Source organism: Variovorax sp. GW821-FHT09D04, assembly GCF_059416405.1.
In genome coordinates this window covers 1316960-1336639 of sequence record NZ_JBWKPA010000001.1, presented here as the reverse complement: position 1 = coordinate 1336639, position 19680 = coordinate 1316960, and the positions used below count along the sequence as shown (strand labels likewise).

At 65.4% G+C, this 19680-nt stretch carries 16 protein-coding genes; 7 read left to right on the top strand and 9 right to left on the bottom strand.

Annotated elements, in window-relative coordinates:
- The first annotated feature begins 105 nt into the window (after positions 1 to 105).
- The 3 genes from AC07O4_RS06170 (at position 106) to AC07O4_RS06160 (ending at position 6367) form a co-directional block, all read left to right on the top strand.
- Positions 106 to 291 (top strand): hypothetical protein, encoded by a 186-nt coding sequence (locus tag AC07O4_RS06170; protein ID WP_495304016.1) that lies wholly within the window; start codon positions 106 to 108, stop codon positions 289 to 291.
- Positions 292 to 750: 459 nt separating this feature from the next.
- On the top strand, positions 751 to 5205 hold the full coding sequence (hyoA, locus tag AC07O4_RS06165; RefSeq protein ID WP_495304015.1) for an NACHT domain-containing antiphage protein HyoA: 4455 nt from the start codon (positions 751 to 753) through the stop codon (positions 5203 to 5205).
- 688 nt (positions 5206 to 5893) lie between these two features.
- The gene (locus AC07O4_RS06160) at positions 5894 to 6367 is read left to right on the top strand and encodes a hypothetical protein (protein WP_495304014.1); all 474 of its coding nucleotides are present in this window, start codon (positions 5894 to 5896) and stop codon (positions 6365 to 6367) included.
- 13 nt (positions 6368 to 6380) lie between these two features.
- On the opposite strand, the gene AC07O4_RS06155 is transcribed toward AC07O4_RS06160, so the two are convergent.
- The 6 genes from AC07O4_RS06155 to mltG all read right to left on the bottom strand — a co-directional run bounded on the left by AC07O4_RS06155 (position 6381) and on the right by mltG (position 11083).
- A complete protein-coding gene (locus AC07O4_RS06155) occupies positions 6381 to 7061 on the bottom strand; it encodes an ankyrin repeat domain-containing protein (protein WP_495304013.1) in 681 nt (226 codons plus the stop codon).
- On the bottom strand, positions 7058 to 7864 hold the full coding sequence (locus AC07O4_RS06150; RefSeq protein ID WP_159271840.1) for a TatD family hydrolase: 807 nt from the start codon (positions 7862 to 7864) through the stop codon (positions 7058 to 7060). The genes AC07O4_RS06155 and AC07O4_RS06150 overlap by 4 nt, the downstream gene beginning before the upstream one ends.
- A gap of 85 nt (positions 7865 to 7949) precedes the next feature.
- Positions 7950 to 8336, bottom strand: coding sequence for a PilZ domain-containing protein (locus AC07O4_RS06145; RefSeq protein ID WP_307638204.1), 387 nt, complete (start codon positions 8334 to 8336; stop codon positions 7950 to 7952).
- Complete coding sequence (locus AC07O4_RS06140) at positions 8333 to 9355, bottom strand: DNA polymerase III delta subunit-related protein (RefSeq protein WP_095947640.1); 1023 nt, start codon at positions 9353 to 9355, stop codon at positions 8333 to 8335. The genes AC07O4_RS06145 and AC07O4_RS06140 overlap by 4 nt, the downstream gene beginning before the upstream one ends.
- Positions 9356 to 9380: 25 nt before the next feature.
- Complete coding sequence (tmk, locus tag AC07O4_RS06135) at positions 9381 to 10052, bottom strand: dTMP kinase (protein WP_307638295.1); 672 nt, start codon at positions 10050 to 10052, stop codon at positions 9381 to 9383.
- Between the two features lie 5 nt (positions 10053 to 10057).
- Positions 10058 to 11083, bottom strand: a complete 1026-nt coding sequence (gene mltG, locus AC07O4_RS06130) for an endolytic transglycosylase MltG (protein ID WP_062472898.1) — start codon at positions 11081 to 11083, stop codon at positions 10058 to 10060.
- A 138-nt stretch (positions 11084 to 11221) separates the two neighbouring features.
- On the opposite strand from mltG, the gene ygfZ reads away from it, so the two are divergent.
- Both ygfZ and AC07O4_RS06120 read left to right on the top strand, forming a co-directional pair.
- The gene (ygfZ, locus tag AC07O4_RS06125; protein WP_070060618.1) at positions 11222 to 12148 is read left to right on the top strand and encodes a CAF17-like 4Fe-4S cluster assembly/insertion protein YgfZ; all 927 of its coding nucleotides are present in this window, start codon (positions 11222 to 11224) and stop codon (positions 12146 to 12148) included.
- 146 nt (positions 12149 to 12294) lie between these two features.
- Complete coding sequence (locus tag AC07O4_RS06120) at positions 12295 to 13218, top strand: hypothetical protein (protein WP_369647068.1); 924 nt, start codon at positions 12295 to 12297, stop codon at positions 13216 to 13218.
- 10 nt (positions 13219 to 13228) lie between these two features.
- Here AC07O4_RS06120 and AC07O4_RS06115 read toward each other — a convergent pair whose 3' ends face one another.
- The 3 genes from AC07O4_RS06115 to AC07O4_RS06105 are packed head-to-tail and all read right to left on the bottom strand — an operon-like array spanning position 13229 to position 15947.
- Positions 13229 to 14113, bottom strand: a complete 885-nt coding sequence (locus tag AC07O4_RS06115; RefSeq protein ID WP_495304012.1) for a YbgC/FadM family acyl-CoA thioesterase — start codon at positions 14111 to 14113, stop codon at positions 13229 to 13231.
- Complete coding sequence (locus tag AC07O4_RS06110; protein ID WP_495304026.1) at positions 14110 to 15024, bottom strand: alpha/beta hydrolase; 915 nt, start codon at positions 15022 to 15024, stop codon at positions 14110 to 14112. Before AC07O4_RS06110 ends, AC07O4_RS06115 begins: the two co-directional genes overlap by 4 nt.
- A gap of 50 nt (positions 15025 to 15074) precedes the next feature.
- Positions 15075 to 15947 carry a 2-keto-4-pentenoate hydratase gene (locus AC07O4_RS06105; RefSeq protein WP_495304011.1) on the bottom strand — a complete coding sequence of 291 codons (873 nt, stop codon included), beginning with the start codon at positions 15945 to 15947 and terminating at the stop codon, positions 15075 to 15077.
- A gap of 63 nt (positions 15948 to 16010) precedes the next feature.
- Between AC07O4_RS06105 and gbd the strand changes: the two genes are divergently transcribed.
- Together gbd and AC07O4_RS06095 are read left to right on the top strand one after the other, a co-directional pair.
- On the top strand, positions 16011 to 17147 hold the full coding sequence (gene gbd / locus AC07O4_RS06100) for a 4-hydroxybutyrate dehydrogenase (protein WP_062472908.1): 1137 nt from the start codon (positions 16011 to 16013) through the stop codon (positions 17145 to 17147).
- A gap of 175 nt (positions 17148 to 17322) precedes the next feature.
- Positions 17323 to 19665 carry a type VI secretion system Vgr family protein gene (locus AC07O4_RS06095; protein WP_495304010.1) on the top strand — a complete coding sequence of 781 codons (2343 nt, stop codon included), beginning with the start codon at positions 17323 to 17325 and terminating at the stop codon, positions 19663 to 19665.
- Positions 19666 to 19680: the final 15 nt, after the last annotated feature.

Genomic DNA, 19680 nt, shown 5'->3' with positions numbered 1-19680 from the left:
AGGTCAGTGGAACACCCTGGTCAATATTGGATTGGCACTTTGCGGTTTAGCTGGTCAAGATTGCACTGGCACTAACACCCCAAAGGCCGGCGCACACAAGGCACGATGACGCTCTTCGCCCGCACCATGAAAAAACCGCCCGAAGGCGGTTTTTTCTTCCCAAGCAGAAGCCAACCAAATGACGGCGCAAAGGAGGAGTGGTGGATCAATTATAAACGCTTCAGCCCGAGGAACTTTGAGCACCCGGCAGATTGGGCGCCATGTCACGATGGCGAGCCGGCAATGCCATGATCACTGAATCAATCGACAAGAATAGCGACGCGATGATCGGCTGTCGGAACAGCTAGAGATCAAGGGGCCACGTGATGCTTGGAGGGGCTGGAAATTGGCGTTCAGTGGAGGCATGTACTTCTTCCGAAATCACTAGACGGGCAAGCGCGAGTACGGCCTTTCGAACCCGCGAATGATCGAAAAGTACGCGTCGGCAACTTCTAGCCTGTCCTGAGCTCGCCCGACGGGCAGGGCTTAATTGAGAACCCGTGCATCACTTGTCGGTTGACGGTTTACTGACCCGTTCGAGTCTTCCGCCAGGGAATTCCTTGTATACAACTCCGTCGACAATGACGGCTTTCGGCGTCCCTAGCATCGAGCGCGTAGATGCCAGCCGATCAAAGCGTTCGTTCAATCGTTGCTTGAATTCGGCGGAATTTGTGAACGCGAGTAGTGATTTCGTCATGCGAACAAGCCTTGATGTCGGCGATCTTCGATGGTGAAGTCTACGCCTGTCAGAAAGCTCAAGGCTCACGATTCGACGACTGCGAATCACTTGTCGTGCTTTGCGCAGACTGGCTTTGCGGTGCGTGTGCCGCAAGTGAACTCAACGAAGCTATCCTAGCGCGCATGTTTGTTGAGCTAGATCGAAGTTTTCGGGCTTTGGCTGATGATCCAACGGTCGCCGCCTCCGACGACACCCCACTCGTTCCTACTCTTGAGAGCCGAAAGTGGTCGAATCTCCTGAAGTTACCTCGCGTGGTGGTGTTGTCCGAGGCTGGGTCTGGGAAGACGGAGGAGATCCGACATACGGCGCAGCAGCTCAGGCGAGAAGGAAAGCCAGCATTCTTTCTTCGGCTAGAGCACATCTCAACGGAGTTTGAGACGGCGTTCGAAGAGGGGACGTATGAGGAGTTTCAGCGATGGGAGCGTTCTGGGGAGGAGGGCTGGCTCCTGCTGGACTCCATCGACGAGGCCCGACTGCGCGATCCGCAAGACTTTGCGGCAGCCGTTCGAATCTTGGCGGGGCGGCTCAAGTTTGCAATGCCGCACGCGCACATTCTGCTGACCGGAAGGACCGCCGCGTGGCGGCCGCTGTCAGACCTGGAGCTTTGCACTAGGCACTTTCCCTACGTGAGTCCTGATCGAGCCCTGGAAGTTGATACTGAGCCTGCGGACGTACAGTACGACGCGCATACAAGAAGCACCCGCGGCAAGGCAGGTGAATCAGGACCATTTACTGTCGTCGCGCTGGATGACCTCACGGTTGAGCAGGTTCGTCTGTTTGCGGAGAAACGGCAGGTGCCCGAAGTCGACAGGCTGCTCGAAGAGCTTGAGAGAGCCGATGGGTGGTCATTTACGACGCGTCCGCTGGACCTGGAAGAACTGCTGGAGTTCTGGTCGGGCAACAGACGCCTTGGATCCCGACTTGAACTCTTGCGCGCAAGCGTCGAGCGCCGCCTTCGAGAACCCGACCAAAACCGCGATGAGATCAGGCCCCTGCCGGCTGACAAGGCACGAGTGGGGGCCAGAATTTTGGCGGCCGCCTGCACACTAACCCAGCAACAGACTATTGCTGTACCGGACCGCGGCCAGATCCTGCGCGGGTTGAGATTGGAGGCACTTCTTGGGGATTGGTCAGCGGGCGAGCGTGCGACCTTGCTACAACGCCCGCTGTTTGACGAAGAGATCTATGGCACGGTTCGATTCCATCATCGTTCGGTGCGCGAATACCTTGCTGCGGAGTGGTTCTCAGAGCTGTTGCTGCGAAACACATCCCGACTTGGGATCGAGCGTCTGTTCTTTCGTGAGCAGTACGGCCTTGAGGTCGTGGCTCCGGCCATGCGACCGGTGCTGTCGTGGTTGGCAATACTGGATCAGAAGGTACAGGAGAAGGTGGGCAAATTTGCGCCAGACGTGCTGCTCGGTGGAGGTGACCCCAGTCAACTCTCGCTAGCGACGCGGCAAGCAATTCTGCGGGAGACGTGCGCGGACCTCGCGAAAGGAACGCCGAGGCATCTAGACGACTACGCGGCCATCCAACGGTTCGCTTCCGCAGACCTTGTCGACGACATCAATCGATTGATCGACGTCTATAAGGACGAAGAGTCGCAGGTTTTTCTCCTTCGCATGATCTGGCAGGGGCGTCTCGCCAATGCGCTTGCGCAAGCCATGGCCGTTGCGTTGTCGTCAGCAGCTGGTCCGTACGCACGAAGGGTGGCAGTTCGCGCAGTGCATGCGACTGGATCCGAGGGAGATTTGACCAGGATACGCACGGCCTTCCTCGCCGAATCGAAAGGACTCGATCGAGCAATGACGGCCGAACTGCTGGAGTTTGCGCCCGCGACCTCCGAGACATTGGACTGGCTCGGCGAGTCCTTAGCCAGGACTACGGACTCAGGCCGATACCAGGCGGACCATCTACGTGAGGCCATATGCGATTTTGTCGGGCGACTCGAAGTTAGCGATCTCCCAAGAGCTGTGGAATTGTTCAACAGCTTCCTGGAGCGACGCCCAGTCCTAGAGCGAGGCGACTGCGATATATCCACCCGGTACTCGTGGCTGCTGAAGCCTGTTGCACTCGCCGTGCAGCGGCAGCTTCTGATGCGCGATGCTGCGGCCCTTGGCTCCGCGACCTTGGCCGCATTGCACAAGCTTCCAACGGCACGAGAGTATGACCTGATGGACTTGAATAGCGGGGAACTGCAGATTGAGCTGCTCGTGAAAAATTGGTCTGACCTGAAGTTCGCGTTGTTCTGGTTCACCGTCAGGTACTCTCGACGGCGCCTGGAGCGAAAGGGGCAGAAGCTCACCGATTGGTGGAGCGCGGGGATGTGGCGGTCATACGTTTCGTTCGAATCGCAGGATTTCGAACGAGCCCTCAACGACGTGACGTCGCGAAAATCGATCGACGACAAGCTCGTCGCCCTGTCTTTGTCTTTCAGACTCTACGTGGAATCGGGACGTCGCGGGGATCATCGGCGGCAGCTTCGCGCTGCGTGTGCGACCCATCAACAGCTCAGTGAGAGACTCGAGACCTTTCTGCATCCTCCGCGTCAGTCGCCCGAGAACGCCAAGCTCCGGCGCCTCGATGCCAAGTGGAAGCGACGAAGTGCGACGCGGGCGGCCACTGTGCGCCGCAATGAAGAGAAGTGGCATCAATATCTTCAGGAGAATATTGCCAGTTTGCGTGACCCAGGGCTCGGGCCGGATGTGGTTACGAATGCTCAGTACTACTTGCACGGCCGAATGCGTTCAAAAACCAAGGGGTCATCCGTTTGGTCCGACGGAAAGTGGCGCTTGCTTGAGCCGGAGTTCGGTGCTGACGTCGCGGAGGCGTTTCGCGATGGAGCAGTTGCGTATTGGCGGAAATACAAACCGGTCTTGATCTCCGAGGGCGCCGCTGTCGGGACGACACCGTTTTCCATCATCTTCGGACTAGCAGGTCTTTCCATCGAAAGTGCGGAGTCGGAAGAATGGGCGGCGAGGCTCACGGGCTCCGAAGTTGAACTCGCATTTCGGTACGCGATGCACGAACTCAACGGGTTTCCTCCATGGTTTTCCGCGGTCTTCGCCGCGCATTCGGCGCAAGTTCAGGAACTGGCCCTGACCGAAGTTGCCTATGAGCTGAGCGTTGAACGGGCCGACAAGGACAGTCATTACCTCCTTCACGACATCAACTGGTCAGGGGAGTGGCTTTGGGATTCGATCGCTCCACAGCTGATTGCATGGCTTTCGGCCACAGACTCAAAAAACCTTCGCAACTTGCAGCATCTCTTGAACATCATCCAAGGGTCAACGGCAAGCGACACGGAAGTTGCACTACTTGCCAGGACAAGAGCTTCATCTGCGAAAGAGTTGGACCACATTGCGCAGTGGTACGCCGTTTGGACGGGGGTCGCTCCGGGGGAGGCTATCCCGGCGCTGGAGGAGACACTTGATGGACTGTCCAGTGATACGGACCGCGTCAAGATCATCATGGCGTATCTGGCGGAACTAGTGGGGAGTCGCCGCGGAGAGGTGTCGAGAGTGCGTAGAGCCTACTGCGTCGTGCAGTACCTAAAGACCCTGTACCTGTTAGCTCATCGGCATATCCGCCGGCGAGATGACATCGATCGAGCCAACGGGGGCGTGTACTCGCCGGGCCTGAGAGACCATGCTCAGGACGCCCGCGAGCATCTTCTGTCAATGCTCCGCGCCCTCGCCGGGAAGGAAGCCTATGCAGCGCTCAGCGAGATTGCTCTCGCCCATCCGGACGAGACGATGAGGCCACTCATCGCCGCGTACGCCAAGAGCAGGGCAGAGCTGGACTCGGCGCTCGGGCCTTGGACCGAGGCCCAAGTACGAGAGTTCAACGACGAACACGAACGAACCCCGTCGAATCATCGCGATCTGTTTGAACTCGCGGTCATGAGGGTCCTAGACCTGAAGGCAGACTTGGAAGAGGGCGACAGCAGCGATGCGCCGATGCTCGCTCGGGTTGGAATTGAGGTGGAGATTCGGGCGTACATTGGCAACTGGCTGCGCAACTTCGCCAACGGGCGGTATGCAGTACCTCAGGAGGAAGAACTGGCTGATGCGAAGCGGCCTGACCTGCGAGTGCACGGCATTCGGTTTGATGCCCCAGTGCCGGTAGAACTCAAGCTTGCCGACAACTGGACCGGGCCGGATCTTTTCGAACGCCTTGAGGTGCAGCTTTGCGGCGACTACCTTCGCGATCCCCGATCTACATGCGGTGTGTATTTGCTCGTGTATCGCGGTAGTAAATCGTCATGGCGGCCGCCAGGAGAGTTACGGGACGTGAACTTCGAGGCGCTTGTGCAAGCACTTCAGTCCCGCTGGTTGGCAATTTCCCCGACCTTGCTGAATGTTGAAGATGTTCAGGTGGTCGGCGTAGACCTGACAAAGCGACTTCAGCCGCGTGATCGTCAATGACAGCGGGCGCCAGCCCGAAATCCTGCGGAAAAGCCTATGACTATCGATTGCATCATCTGCGGGGAGGAGAGGACAATCTAGGGCACTTTGCCGGACGCATTTCCGAGCTACGAGCTGCACTCAAATCAACCGGGCTCGGATTTATGCAAAAGATAGGCCGAGATTTCTGCAAATGCACGACAGCCGATGTCGCGCTGGCCTCAGCAGGTCGAGAAAACCCGGCACCTCACACCCATCGAGCCAGGGACCTGGCGCCGGTACATCCGAAAGCAGTAGAGCGAGGATGAAGTCGCGAACACATTCGTGAAAAATCCGTGAACACATTTCTGAAAGTAGACGGAGAGCAGACAGGGCAGCAGCCATGTCAAAAGCTTTACTTCACGAATGTCAAAAGAGTTACTTCACCCATCTCCGCGGCAAGCGTTCCATACGCACACAAGTCATTTTACATAATGCACATTGTGTTCGTTATGAATGGGCTACCGTAAAGTTGACGGGACTCAAGAAACCCAGGCAGGCATCCCGCAAGCCCAACCCGTCAAGAAAGGAACGCCCACAAGTGACATCTAACGTCCTTGCTGGCCAGGAAGAAATGAGCCGCTGCTTCTGCTGGCGATCGAGCACGGAAAGATCCAGCGCTTGTTCTTCCTTGCTGTTGGCAACCGCTGCCTCTCTGGCAGTACTCGCCATGACCGCACCCGTCTATCTTCTCGGGCTTGGTCTGGCGAGCCTTGCCTCGCTCGCGAGCGGCGCGAACCCGTTTTCATCCGGCGTGTTCGTTGATCCGGCGATCTGGATCCCGCTGTTCGGGACGAGCGGCCTCGCGGGTCTCATGCTGCTGGTCGCGACTTCGCGAAAAACGGTCATCGCCTTCAGCTTCGACTCGGAAACCAGGCAGCTCAGTTATGTCGAGACGGCGCCACTGCGAAAGCTGTGCACCACCGTGGTCCCGTTTGAGTCCATTCGCGCAGTGACCCCCACGGCGCTCACCAGCTACGCCACTGCGGGCTATCTCAGCGTGGTCACGCGCTTGCCAGGACAGGATGAAAAGTCCCTATGGCTGGGCAACGATATTCCAGTGGAAAGCCTTCAAGAGCACTGCACATGGTTGTCCAGATACCTGGGCGACCGTGTTCACCCCCTGCTGCGTCAGGATTGCTGAGGCCTGCGGGCACTCACCACTTCCCATCCTTCGGCACCGCCTTCACCGCATTCGCCTTCGCATCCCCAGCTGCCTTGATCAGTTCCGCAGACTCCGCCCGGTTGGCCTTCACTGCAAAGTCGACCGCAGTCATGCCGAGCTGGTTCTTCATCGCCGTATCCGCGCCTTCAGCCAGCAGCAGCTTCACGGCGTCGTTCGATCCGTACATCGCGGCCATCATCAGCGGCGTGGTGCCGTTGGGCGACTGGGCGTCGATGAAGGCGTGGTTCTCGAGCAGCAGCTTCATGATCGACAGTTGCCCGCTGCTCGCCGCGTAATGCAGCGGTGCCCAGCCGGTCTTGTTGACGGCAGCGTCGCGCTTGAGCAGTTGCACCACCAGGTCCTGTTGGCCCTTGATCGACGCCAGCATCAGCGGCGTTTCGTCCTTGGCGTTGGCCAGGTCGACGTTGAGTTGCGGCGACTCCATCAGCACCTGGATGACCTTCGGCGACGGCTCGCGCAGCGCGAGCATCAAACCGGTCTGGCCGTGTTCGTCGCGCGTGTTCGGGTCGAAACCGCGGTTCAGCAGGGTGCGCACACCACTGGCGTTGTCGCCGCGCACGGCACGGAAAAAGTCTTCGAACGAACCGGCATGTGCTGCAAAAGATGCAGCCATGACAACAAGATATATCGACTTCCTAAAGTAGTTTTTCATGATTTGACTTCCCTGAACAATGTTTCGAAGTTGTCGCTTGTCGCCTTGGCGATGTCCTCTACGGGCATTTGTCGCAGTTCGGCGATCTGTTGTGCCACGAAGGGCACGTACGACGGGTTGTTGGTCTTGCCGCGGTACGGCACGGGCGCCAGGTAGGGGCTGTCGGTCTCGATCAGCATGCGGTCCAGCGGCACGAAGGCCGCCACGTCGCGCAGGTCCTGGGCTTTCTTGAAGGTCAGGATGCCCGAAAAGGAGATGTAGAAACCCAGGTCGAGCGCGGCGCGCGCCACCTCGGCGGTTTCGGTGAAGCAATGGAACACGCCGCCGGCCGCCCTGCCCGCACCGTCTTCGCCCTCCTCCTTGAGGATCGCCAGCGTGTCGGCCGAAGCGTCACGCGTGTGGATGATGAGCGGCTTGCGGGTCTGCTGCGCGGCGCGGATGTGCACGCGGAAGCGGTCGCGTTGCCACTCCATGTCGGCGATGCTGCGACCGCCTTTGCGCTCTTCCATCTGGTAGTAGTCGAGGCCGGTCTCGCCGATGGCCACGACACGCGGGCGTGCCGACAGGCGCACCAGGTCTTCCACGGTGGGCTCGGCGATGTCCTCGTTGTCGGGGTGCACGCCCACGCTGGCCCAGAAGTTGTCGTAGCGGGCGGCCAGGGCCTGCACGTCGTCGAATTCCTCGAGCTTGGTGCAGATGCACAGCGCCCGGTCGACCTTGGCGGCAGCCATGGCGGCGCGGATCTGGGGCATCTGGTCCGCGAATTCGGGAAATGTCAGGTGGCAGTGGGAGTCGGTGAACATCGGAAAGGATGAAGTGCGGCGCGCCTGTGGGAGATCGCGCCGTGTCCGGAGTTCCGCGTCACGGGGACGGCGGCGGAGAAAGAACTCAGATGGTCTGGGTCGGGCGGTCGGAGGCCATGGAGCCACCGAGCGCGGCTTCGATGCGCGCCTTCAGCTGGCGCGACTTCTCGTCCGAGGGAAAGCGCACACCGACGCCCGGCGCCCGGTTGCCAGCGGCGCGGGCCGGTGTGATCCAGGCGACCTTGCCGGCGACCGGATAGCGCTGCGGGTCTTCGGGCAGCGTGAGCAGCACGTAGACGTCATCGCCCAGCCGGTATTCGCGCGTGGTCGGAATGAAGATGCCGCCCTCGGCAAACAGCGGGATGTAGGCCGCGTAGAGCGCGCCCTTTTCCTTGATGGCGAGCTGGATGACGCTCGGCCGGGCGGGCGTGGCAGACAAAGCGGCAGCGGCGGGAGCGACAGGTTGGTTCATGGGCGGCGAGCGGCAGAGTTTAGGGTGCTTCGCGCCTCGCTCACAAGCGCTTCGAGCATGAGGCCGGCGTTGAACGGGTGCTCGGCGGTCCGCGCGGCGGCGGCGAGCGACTTCGACCAGCGCGCCAGCGCCAGCTTGTGCGGGGCCGGCGGCAGGTCGGCCGCGTCAAAGAAACGGGGTTCGGCGCCGTGGCCCACGGCCATCAGGTCGTGGCAGAGCTTCTGCAGCGAGACGACGGCCTGGGCCGGCGCCTGGTCGGCCAGCGCGCCCACGTCGCCGCGCGACACGGCCTTGGGCAGCAGCGACCACGCCTTGGGCGACTGGCCCGAGCGCGCCAGCCGCAGCGCATCGCTGGGCCGTCCGCCCGCGGCGCGCAGCAGTTGCGCGGCGTCGGCGGCGGGCACGTCCTGTGCCACCAGCCAGGCCTCGGCCTCGGCGGTTTCGGGCCACGGCAGCGTGAAGCCCAGGCAGCGGCTGCGGATGGTCGGCAGCAGCTGCCACGCGGCCTCGCTGGCGAGCACGAAGCGCACGTCGCCGACGGGTTCTTCCAGCGTCTTGAGCAGCGCGTTGGCCGTGATGGTGTTCATGCGCTCGGCCGGGTACACGAGCACGACCTTGCCGCGGCCGCGCGCGCTGGTGCGCTGGGCAAAGCCGACCGCGTCGCGCATGGCCTCGACGCGGATCTCGCGGCTGGCCTTGCGTTTCTTGTCGTCGATGTCGGACTGGGCCTTTTCGTCGAGCGGCCAGCCCAGTTCCTGCATCGCGACCTCGGGCATCAGCACGCACAAATCGGCGTGGGTGCGGACCTCGATGGCGTGGCAGCTCGCGCAGTGGCCGCAGGCGGCACCGCCCTCCTCCACCGGCTGTTCGCACAGCCAGGCGGCGGCGAGCGCCAGCGCGAGTTCGTACTGGCCGATGCCCGACGGGCCTTGCAGCAGCCAGGCATGGCCGCGCTGGCGCAGCAGCTCGGCCAAGGGCTGGCGCAGCCACGGGGTCAGCGTGTTCACCGGCTCGCTCATCGCGCGGCTCCCTGCACCGGCTCGCTCATCGCGCGGCCCCCTGCACCGGCGACAGCACGCCGCGCGCCACCAGCGCCGTGTCGATCTGCTGCCAGACCTGGTCGCGGGCCTGGCTCGCATCGATGCGCACGAAGCGCGACGCATCGGCGGCGGCGCGGGCCGCATAGCCCTGCGCCACGCGGCGGAAGAACTCGACGGGCTGGGCCTCGAACTTGTCTGGCACGCGCGCACCGGCCAGGCGCTGGGCGGCGATCTCGGGGGCGAGGTCGAACCACACGGTCACTTGGGGTTGCAGCAGTTGCGAAGCCGGCAGACCGGCCCGACCCGCCTGCACCCACTGTTCGAGGGTCGCCAGCACGGCGGTGTCGAAGCCGCGTCCCGCGCCCTGGTAGGCGAAGGTGGCGTCGGTGAAACGGTCGCACAGCACGACCTCGCCGCGCGCCAGCGCCGGTTCGATGACCTGGGCGATGTGGTCGCAGCGCGCCGCGAACACCAGCAGCGATTCGGTCAGCGGGTTCATCGGCTGCTCGAGCACCAGCCCGCGCAGCGTCTCGGCCAGCGGCGTGCCGCCAGGTTCGCGCGTGCGCACCACGGTGCGGCCCTGCGCCTTGAAGCGGGCTTCCAGCGCGTCGAGGTGGCTCGACTTGCCCGCGCCGTCGATGCCTTCCAGCGTCAGAAACAGACCGCCATTGCTGATCGAACTCATTGGGTCGCCTTGGGTTGGGAGCTGCTGCCACCGCCTCGCTGATAGCGGTTGACCGCGCGGTTGTGGTCGTCGAGCGAGCTGCTGAACTGGCTCGTGCCGTCGCCGCGCGAGACGAAGTACAGCGACTTGCTCTGCGCCGGCTGCACGGCCGCCAGCAGCGCGGCCTTGCCGGGCATGGCGATCGGCGTGGGCGGCAGGCCGCCGCGGGTGTAGGTGTTCCAGGGCGTGTCGGTCTGCAGGTCGCGCTTGCGCAGGTTGCCGTCGAAGGCGGTGCCCATGCCGTAGATCACGGTCGGGTCGGTCTGCAGCGGCATGCCGATGCGCAGCCGGTTGGTGAAGACGGCGGCAATCTCCGCGCGGTCGTTGGCCTTGCCTGTCTCCTTTTCGACAATGCTGGCCAGAATAAGCGCCTCATCGGCCGATTTGAGCGGCAAATCGGCCGCGCGCGCCGCCCAGGCGGCCTCGAGCTTCTTGTCCATGGCCCGCATGGCGCGCTGCAGCAGTGCGATGTCGGTCGAGCCCTTCGAGTAGGTGTAGGTGTCCGGGAAGAAGCGGCCTTCTGGGTGCAGGCCCGGCTTGCCCAGCGCGGCCATCAGCGCGTCTTCGCTCATGCCCACGCTTTCGGGCTTGAGCTGCTCGGCCTTGGCGAGCGCGGCGCGCACCTGGCGGATGTTCCAGCCTTCGACCAGCACCACGCTGCGCGTGGCTTCCTCGCCGCGCACCAGGACGTTGAGCAGCAGTTTGGGCGTGACACCGCGTTCCAGTTCGTAACTGCCGGCGCGCATCTGGCGGTCTTGCCCCGAGACGCGGAACCACAGGTACAGCAGCTGAGGCTGCACGTCGACACCGGTGTCGGCCACGGCCTGCGCAATGCCGCGCGGCGTGGTGCCGGGCTCCACCGACAGGTCGACGCTGGGCGTCGGCAACTTGAGCGGCTGGTGCACCCACCAGAGACCGGCGCCGCCGAGCGCCAGGACGGCCAGGGCCACGAGCAGGAAGAGCGTGAGGAAGAAGCTGCGCACGAATCCGAGGAAAAGACGGAGGAAGAAAAAGGGCTGGCAAGCAGATGGACACCGACCCGCGGGAACGGCCGGCCCCGTCGCTGCGACGGGGAATCCCTGCCGCCCCGAAGGAACAGGCACGGCCATGATAATTCAGCGATGACCACAGTCGTTCTCAACGGGGTGAGCACCCTGCCCCACCTCGGCGTGATCCGCGCCGAAGGCCCCGATGCCGCCAGCTTCCTGCACGGCCAGCTCACGCAGGATTTCTCGCTGCTCGGCGCCACCGAGGCCCGCCTGGCGGCGCTCTGCACGGCCAAGGGCCGCGTGATCGCCAGCTTCATCGGCATCCGGCCGCAACCCGAACTCATCCTGCTGGTGTGCAGCCGCGACATCCTGGCGGCCACGCTCAAGCGCCTGTCGATGTACGTGCTGCGCGCCAAGGTCAAGCTGACCGACGCCACCGAGCAGTTCGCGCTGCACGGCGTGGCCGGCACGGCCCTGACCGCCAACGGCCTGGACGCGGCCCTGCCGCCCGGTCGCCGCACGGCCATCGGCGAAGACATCAGCGTGGTGTCGCTGTACCCGGCCGACGGCGTGCCGCGCGCGCTGTGGATCGCGCCGGCCGACCAGAAGGCGCCCGTGGGTCCGACGCTCGACGCCGCCCTGTGGCCCTGGAGCGAGGTGCGCAGCGGCATCGTCACGCTGACCACGCCGGTGATCGAGGCCTTCGTGCCGCAGATGATCAACTACGAGTCGGTGGGGGGCGTGAACTTCAAGAAGGGCTGCTACCCCGGCCAGGAAATCGTGGCGCGCAGCCAGTTCCGCGGCACGCTCAAGCGCCGCACCTACCTCGCGCAGACCGACGCCCCGCTGGCCGCGGGCCAGGAGGTGTTCGCAGCCAACGACGCCGAACAGCCCGTGGGCACGGTGGCGCAGGCCGCGCCCGCGCCCGACGGCGGCTGGTCGGCGCTCATCTCCATCCAGATCGCCGCGCTCGAGGCCGGCGGCCTGCACGCGGGGGCGCCCGGCGGACCGGCGCTGTCGGTCGAGCCGCTGCCCTACCCGCTGCTCGAAGACATCTGATTTCCCCTGCGTCCCTGCCTTCTTTCCGGGGGCGCTTGGCGCTGTCTCACCGACAGCGCCATTTTTTTGCGCGACGCTTAACCCCGTTCGCGAGGCCCCGCCGTAGAAGCCTGCATCGATCCACTCCTGGCAAGGAAGCCACCATGATGCAGCGCAGACTTCTCCTCACCACCGTCCTGGCCCTGACCGCGCTGTCGGCGGGGGCGGAAAGCCCGATGCGGCCCTACCCCTCCGGTGCCAGCCGCATCGGCGGGCTGATGAACATCAGCATCGTCGACCGCACGAGCGGCGCCGAGCTGCCGATCTACCGCCACCGCGGCGAGTACTGGGTGGCCGGCCGCCCTGGCGCGCGCTATGCGATCCGGGCGCGCAACGCGATGGGCGAACGCATCATGGCCGTGATGTCGGTGGACGGCGTCAACGTCGTCACCGGCGAAACCGCCGGCGTCGGCCAGAACGGCTACGTGTTCGGCCCGCGCGAGCGCAGCGACATCGCGGGCTGGCGCAAGAGCGATTCGCAGATCGCGGCCTTCGAGTTCGCCGCCGCCGGCAACTCCTACGCGAGCCGCACGGGCCGCCCCGACGACGTGGGCGTGATCGGCGTCGCGATGTTCCGCGAACGCCGGCCGGAACCGCCGCCGCCGGTCGTGACGCCCTATCCGTCGCGCGATGAGTACAGCAACAGCAGCCGCGAGCGGCGCAGCGAAGCGCCGCCGGCACCGTCGTCGATGGGCGATGCGCGGGCCAAGGCGGCCCCGCCCGCCGGCAGCGCCGGCAACGCCGACATGGCCGCCGAGTCGTCGGCCGGCGCCATGGCCCGCCAGTCCGCGCCCAGCCCGAGCCTGGGCACGGCCCACGGACGGCGTGAGACCTCGTACGTCGGCAAGACGACCTTCGAGCGCGCCAGCTCGCAGCCCGACGAGGTGATCCGCATCCGCTACGACAGCCGCGAGAACCTGGTCGCCGCGGGCGTCATCCCGGTGCCGCAGCGCTGGCCGCGCCCGTCGGGCCCCTCGCCCTTCCCGGGCTCGGACCCCGGCTACGTGCCGGACCCGCCGGCCCGCTACTGATCGGGAGTGCTCAGCGCAGCGCGCGCCGCATCTCGATGTGCGCGATGCCGGCTTCCTCGAAAGGCTGGCCGTGCACCACGTAGCCGAGCCGCGCATAGAAACGCTCGGCGCTGCGCTGCGCATTGAGCGCCACTTCGCGGTCGCCGCGTGCGCGGGCTGCCTCTTCGAGCGCCTGCACCACGGCCGCGCCGTGGCCGCCGCTGCGCAAGGTGCGGTGCACCGCCATGCGGCCGATGTGCGAGACACCGTCCTCGGCGGGCAGCAGCCGGCCGGTGCCGATGACCTGGCCGAGCCGGTTGCGCGCCACCGCGTGCAGCACGACGGCATCGTGCGCGTCCCACTCCAGCTCCTTGGGAATGTTCTGTTCCTCGATGAACACGGCGCGGCGCAGCGCGCTCGCCCCTTCGCCGAGCGTGGCCCAGTCGCCGGTCTCGACGGTGCGCATCGGCTCGCCGGCCTCGAAGGCCGTCAGCGTCTCGCGCAGGGCCGCGGGCACGGGCTTCGAGGTCTGCGTGGCCGGGTCGGCGAACACGTAGACGAGCTCGCAGCCGACCAGGAACTCGTCCTGGCGGAACAGGCCGCCCTGGAAAATGATCGACGAGTTGCCGATGCGCGCGCACTTCATGCCCACGTCGATCACGTCGTCCATGCGGGCCGAGGCGCGAAAGTCGATGGTCGCCTTGCGCACGTACAGGTCGCCGCCCAGCGAATGCATCGCCTCTTCGTACGGCAGCGCCATCGCACGCCAGTAGTCGGCGATGGCGGTGTCGAAGTACATCAGGTAGTGCGCGTTGAAGACGATCTTCTGCATGTCCACCTCGGCCCAGCGCACGCGCAGGCGGTGGAAATAGCGGAAGTCCTCGCGGCGGACCGGGGTGTTGTTGTTGTCGCTCATGGGTTCAATGCCTCTTTCAGTGCGCGGGCCGCGTCGTTCTGCGCCTGCAGCGCCTCGGGAATCGCCCGGCCCATCTTGATGAATTCGTGGATCACGCCACGGTAGATTTCCAGGTCGACCGCCACGCCCGCGGCGCGCAGCTTGTCGGCGTAGGCGATGCCTTCGTCCACCACGGGGTCGGCCTCGGCCAGGCCGATCCAGGCCGGCGCCACATCGTCGACGTCGTCGGCCAGCAAGGGCGCGAAACGCCAGTCGTCGCGGTCCGCGGGCGTGTTCACGTACTGGCCGAAGAAGAAGTCGATCATGGCCTTGGTCAGCAGCGGGCCGTCGACATGGCGTCGGTGCGAGTCGGTGTCCTGGTGCGCGGCCATGCCGGGGTAGATGAGCAGCTGCAGCGCCACCGGCAGGCCGGCATCGCGCGCCAGGATCGCGCACACGGCCGCCAGCGTGCCGCCCGCGCTGTCGCCGCCCACCGCCAGGCGCGTGCCGTCCAGGCCCAGGCTCGCGCCCTGCGTGGCGATGAACTGGAACGCGTCCCAGGCGTCGTTCGACGCGGTCGGAAACTTGTGCGCGGGCGCGAGCCGGTAGTCGACCGACACCACCGCGCAGCCGCTCTTGAGGCTGAGCACGCGGCACAGCGTGTCGTGCGTGCGGATGTTGCCGACCGTGAAGCCGCCGCCGTGAAAGTACACGAGCACCGGCAGCACCTCGGCCGACGGCGCATACAGCCGCGCGGGAATCGCGTGGCCGTCGCGCGCGGCGATGTGGAAGTCTTCGATGCGCGCCAGTTCGGGCTTGGGCACTTCGAGCACGCCCGCGCCCTTTTCGTACGAGGCCTTGGCTTCGTCGGGCGTGAGCTGGTCGAGCGGCGGATGGCCCGCGCGCGCCATGCGCTCGACCACGCCGGCCATCTTCGGGGTGAGTGCGGGTTGCGCGAGGCGGTTCGCTGTCGTGGTCGTGCTCACTTGAAAGACACCACCACCGGTTGCATGCGCGACAGCCCTTCGTAGCTCACCACCACCGTCTGCCCGGCCTTGGGTGGCAGCAGCGGCGAGAACGAGCCCAGGCTGATCAGGTCGCCCGGCTTCAGCGCGATGCCTTCCTTGGCCAGCGCGCCGGCCAGCCACACCACGGCATTGAGCGGGTGCTCGAGGATGTCCGAGCCCTTGCCGGTCGCCAGCTCCTTGCCCTGCCCGTCCTTCATGACCACGCGCATGTCGCGCAGGCTCTCGAGCATCCAGGACTGCCCGTCGGCCGAGGCCGGCACATCGACCGGCAGCCCGCGCACGCCGAGCCGCGCACCGACGTTGATCGCAGCCACGCCCGGGCCGTTGAGCTTCGAGGGCGTCTGCACCGCGAGGTCGGGCAGTTCGATGAAGGGAATGAGCTGGTCGATGTTGGCCAGCACCTCGGCCGGCGTCTTCGCCTTGTGGATGTCGGCGCTCTTCACGCGCACCAGCATGTCGGCTTCGAACAGCGGCCGCGCGCCGAAGGCCGCATCGACCACCGCGCCAGTGTCCAGCAGCATGCGCTGATAGAGCACACCCCACACCGGCTGGTCGTAGTTGAAGCGCTTCTGCACCGCGGGGTTGGTCAGGCCCGCCTTGTAGCCGACCACGTCACCGAGGTTGCGCGCATGCAGCACGTTGAGCTTGGCGCGCGTGCAGGCGGCGTCGGCCTCGTTGAGGTTCTCGATGTCGGCGGCGGGCGTGCGTGCCGCCTGCGCGGCGGCGAAGTCGGCCACCTGGGTGTCGCTGAGGCAGGCGGCGTGGACCGAGGCGGCCAGCAGCGCTGAGCCCAGTGCGACAGACGCAAGGGTTTTGTTGGTGGGCAAGAATGTCCCCTCTTGTTAGATTCGAACGGTCAGCAATCGTACTGCCCTCGGGCGTTCCCCCTCATGGCCCTCATCCAATACCTCACCCAGATCCAGTTCGAATTCGGCGCCATCAAGCTCCTGTCGAGCGAGTGCGCGCGCATCGGCATCAACCGCCCCCTGATCGTCACCGACGCCGGCGTGCGCGCGGCCGGCGTGCTGCAGAAGGCGCTCGACGCCATCGCCGATCTCGAGGTCTCGGTGTTCGACCAGACACCCTCCAACCCGACCGAGGCCGCGGTGCGCGCCGCCGTCGAGCTGTACCGCAGCGGCCGCTGCGACGGCCTCATCGCCGTGGGCGGCGGCTCGGCCATCGACTGCGCCAAGGGCGTGGCCATCGCGGCCACGCACGAGGGCCCGCTCAAGACCTACGCCACCATCGAAGGCGGCTCGCCCAAGATCACCGAGCGCGCGGTGCCGCTCATTGCCGTGCCCACCACCAGCGGCACCGGCAGCGAGGTGGCGCGCGGCGCCATCGTGATCGTCGACGACCACCGCAAGCTGGGCTTCCACAGCTGGTTCCTGATGCCCAAGGCCGCCATCTGCGACCCCGAGCTCACGCTCGGCCTGCCGCCCCGGCTCACGGCCGCCACCGGCATGGACGCCATCGCGCACTGCATGGAAACCTTCATGTCGGCCGCCTTCAACCCGCCGGCCGACGGCATCGGCCTCGACGGCCTGGAGCGCGCCTGGGGCCACATCGAGCGCGCGACGAAAGACGGCAGCGACCGCGAAGCGCGCCTGAACCTCATGAGCGCGTCGATGCAGGGCGCCATGGCCTTCCAGAAGGGCCTGGGTTGCGTGCACTCGCTGAGCCACAGCCTGGGCGGCGTCGATCCGCGCCTGCACCACGGCACGCTCAACGCCCTCTTCCTGCCGGCGGTGATCCACTTCAATTCGGGCGCCGAATCGGTGCAGAAGGAACAGCGCCTGCAACGCATGGCGCAGGCCATGCACCTGGACTCGGCCGGCGACCTCGGCCACGCGATCCGCGACATGAACGCGCGCCTGGGCCTGCCCAAGGGCCTGGCCGAAGTGGGCGTGACGCCCGCGATGTTCGAACAGATCATCGATGGCGCCATGGCCGACCACTGCCACAAGACCAACCCGCGGCTGGCCACGCGCGACGACTACAAGGCGATGCTCGAAGCGTCGATGTAAAACCTTTGCGTCACTCCTGCTGCGCAGGCGTGCATTCGCTTTCACAAAAGGCCGTTTCGACGGCCTTTTGCATGGGGCGCGTCATGGATGTGACACGCGGCGTTTTCATACTGGCCTGGCCCCATCTGCAGAGGCTTCGCATCCGTGAAAGCCCGAGGGGTCAGGGAAGTGTCGAATGCCGCGTACCGTCCAAGTCCATACCGTCCTGAGCGCCGAGCAACTCAAGTTCCGCGCGATGCGGGGACACGAAGGACTCTCGCAACTCTTCGAGTTCGAGGTCGACATGGTCAGCACCAGCTTCAATCTCGACCTGAAGCGCCTGCTCGGCACCTCGCTCACGCTGGCCATTGCCGACGACGGCACGCCGCGCTACCTCAACGGCACCGTGGTGCGCTTCGAGCTCGTCGGGCGTGCCAACGAAACCGGTCGCCACTACATCTACCGCGCGCTCGTGCAGCCCTGGCTGTGGTACCTCACGCGCACCACGGACTGCCGCATCTTCCAGAACCAGAGCGTGCCCGAGGTGCTCGACGCAGTGCTGGGCAAGTACGGTTTCCAGTTCGAGAAACGCCTCACCGGCAGCTACCGTCCCTGGGAGTACTGCGTGCAGTACCAGGAGAGCGACTTCGCCTTCGTGAGCCGCCTCATGGAGCACGAAGGCATTGCGTACCACTTCGAGCACAGCAATGGCTCGCACCTGCTGGTGCTGGCCGACGATGCAGGCGGCTACGCCAAGCTGCCGGGCCACGCCCGCATTCCCTACCGCCCGCGCGACCGCGTGGTGAATGCGCTGGAGCCCTGCATCGACCGCTGGCGCGTGGCCGAGCAGATCACCTCGGGCCGCGTGATGCTCGACGACTTCGACTTTCGCAAGTCGCGCGCCTCGCTGCAGAGCGTGCAGCAGGACCCCAAGGGCCACGACCACGCGACCTACGAAGTCTATGAATGGCTCGGCGGCTACAGCGAGCACCAGCAAGGCGACGCCTACGCGAAGATCCGCCTGCAGGAGCTGCAGTGCGCGCACGAGCTGGCCTCGGGCCACACCAACGTGGTGGGCATGGCGCCGGGCCACCTGTTCGAGATGACGCACTGCCCGCGCGAGGCCGACAACCGCGAGTACCTCGTCACCGGAACGCGCTACGACCTGCGCGAGCCCGAATACTCGACCGGCGGCAGCAGCGAATCGGTGTGCGAGTTCGACTTCACCGTGCTGCCCTCGGCCGTGCCCTACCGCCCTGCGCGCACCACGCCGCGCCCGCGCACCAACGGCCCGCAGACCGCCACCGTGGTCGGCCCCGAAGAGATCTGGACCGACCGCTTCGGCCGCGTGAAGCTGCAGTTCCGCTGGGACCGCTACGGCCAGTCGGACGAGAACAGCTCGTGCTGGGTGCGCGTGTCGAGCAACTGGGCCGGCGCCAACTACGGCACCATGCACATGCCGCGCGTGGGCCAGGAAGTGATCGTCGATTTCATCGGCGGCGAGCCCGACCGCCCCATCATCACCGGCCGCGTCTACAACAGCGACCAGATGCCGCCGTGGGAGCTGCCCGCCAACGCCACGGCCAGCGGCATCCTCACGCGTTCCAGCACCGGCGGCGCGGCCAACCAGGCCAACATGCTGCGCTTCGAGGACCGCGCAGGCGCCGAGCAGATCCTGCTGCACGCCGAGCGCAACCTCGACGTCGAAGTGGAAGCCGACGAGACCCACACCACCGACGGCACCCGCACCACCCTCATCAAGGGCCACGAGTCCGCCACCTACCAGGACGGCGAGACGCGCGACATCACCGCCGGCGCCACGGAAACCATCACCGGCGGCGACACGCGCGACGTGACGGGCGGCTTCAGCGAAACCGTGAGCGGCGGCGTGACGCAACGCATCACGGGCGGCAAGACGCGCACGCTCAGCGGCGGGCTGAACGACACCATCTCCGGCGGCGTGACCCTCGCCATCAGCGGTGGCTTCAACGGCACCATCGACGGGCAGGAAATCCGCTTCGTGAGCGCGGGCCGCAACGACACCATCAACACGTCGAACACCGTGCATGTGAACGGTCCGTCGAACACCACGGTGACCGGCCCGACGGTCCACACCTCGCCGGACGTGACCTTCAACACCACGAACCATATCCACAACACGACGCAGCACGTGATCAACACGAACGTCTACAACACGACGTCGAACACCTACAAGAACATCACGAACGACTACACGAACAACTCGAAGACCTACATCAACAACTACGCCAAGAGCAACGACTGGCGCTGGTACCGCGCGGGCGGCGTGGGGGCGCGTTTCTCGGCGGTCGGGCTGGCGCTCGACCTGTGGGGGCTGCGCCAGCAGAACTACATCCTCAACTCGCAGTTCTCGGGCATCCGTCTCGACGTGGCGGTGTTCCGCTCGCAGAACTCGGCGACCGAGATCGAGGGGAAGATGCTCAAGGTCGCGAACATCGGCATGAAGATCGCCAGCGGCGGCCTGGCCTTCGCCGCCAAGGCGATGACCGTCAAGGTCTGAGCCGATCGACCGACC

Excerpts from the sequence above, each read along its gene's own strand:
- AC07O4_RS06170 (WP_495304016.1), top strand. The coding sequence starts at position 106 with ATGACGCTCTTCGCCCGCACCATGAAAAAACCGCCCGAAGGCGGTTTT.
- hyoA (WP_495304015.1), top strand. The coding sequence starts at position 751 with ATGTCGGCGATCTTCGATGGTGAAGTCTACGCCTGTCAGAAAGCTCAA.
- AC07O4_RS06160 (WP_495304014.1), top strand. The coding sequence starts at position 5,894 with ATGACCGCACCCGTCTATCTTCTCGGGCTTGGTCTGGCGAGCCTTGCC.
- AC07O4_RS06155 (WP_495304013.1), bottom strand. The coding sequence starts at position 7,061 with ATGAAAAACTACTTTAGGAAGTCGATATATCTTGTTGTCATGGCTGCA.
- AC07O4_RS06150 (WP_159271840.1), bottom strand. The coding sequence starts at position 7,864 with ATGTTCACCGACTCCCACTGCCACCTGACATTTCCCGAATTCGCGGAC.
- AC07O4_RS06145 (WP_307638204.1), bottom strand. The coding sequence starts at position 8,336 with ATGAACCAACCTGTCGCTCCCGCCGCTGCCGCTTTGTCTGCCACGCCC.
- AC07O4_RS06140 (WP_095947640.1), bottom strand. The coding sequence starts at position 9,355 with ATGAGCGAGCCGGTGAACACGCTGACCCCGTGGCTGCGCCAGCCCTTG.
- ygfZ (WP_070060618.1), top strand. The coding sequence starts at position 11,222 with ATGACCACAGTCGTTCTCAACGGGGTGAGCACCCTGCCCCACCTCGGC.
- AC07O4_RS06120 (WP_369647068.1), top strand. The coding sequence starts at position 12,295 with ATGCAGCGCAGACTTCTCCTCACCACCGTCCTGGCCCTGACCGCGCTG.
- AC07O4_RS06115 (WP_495304012.1), bottom strand. The coding sequence starts at position 14,113 with ATGAGCGACAACAACAACACCCCGGTCCGCCGCGAGGACTTCCGCTAT.
- AC07O4_RS06110 (WP_495304026.1), bottom strand. The coding sequence starts at position 15,024 with ATGGCCGGCGTGGTCGAGCGCATGGCGCGCGCGGGCCATCCGCCGCTC.
- gbd (WP_062472908.1), top strand. The coding sequence starts at position 16,011 with ATGGCCCTCATCCAATACCTCACCCAGATCCAGTTCGAATTCGGCGCC.
- AC07O4_RS06095 (WP_495304010.1), top strand. The coding sequence starts at position 17,323 with ATGCCGCGTACCGTCCAAGTCCATACCGTCCTGAGCGCCGAGCAACTC.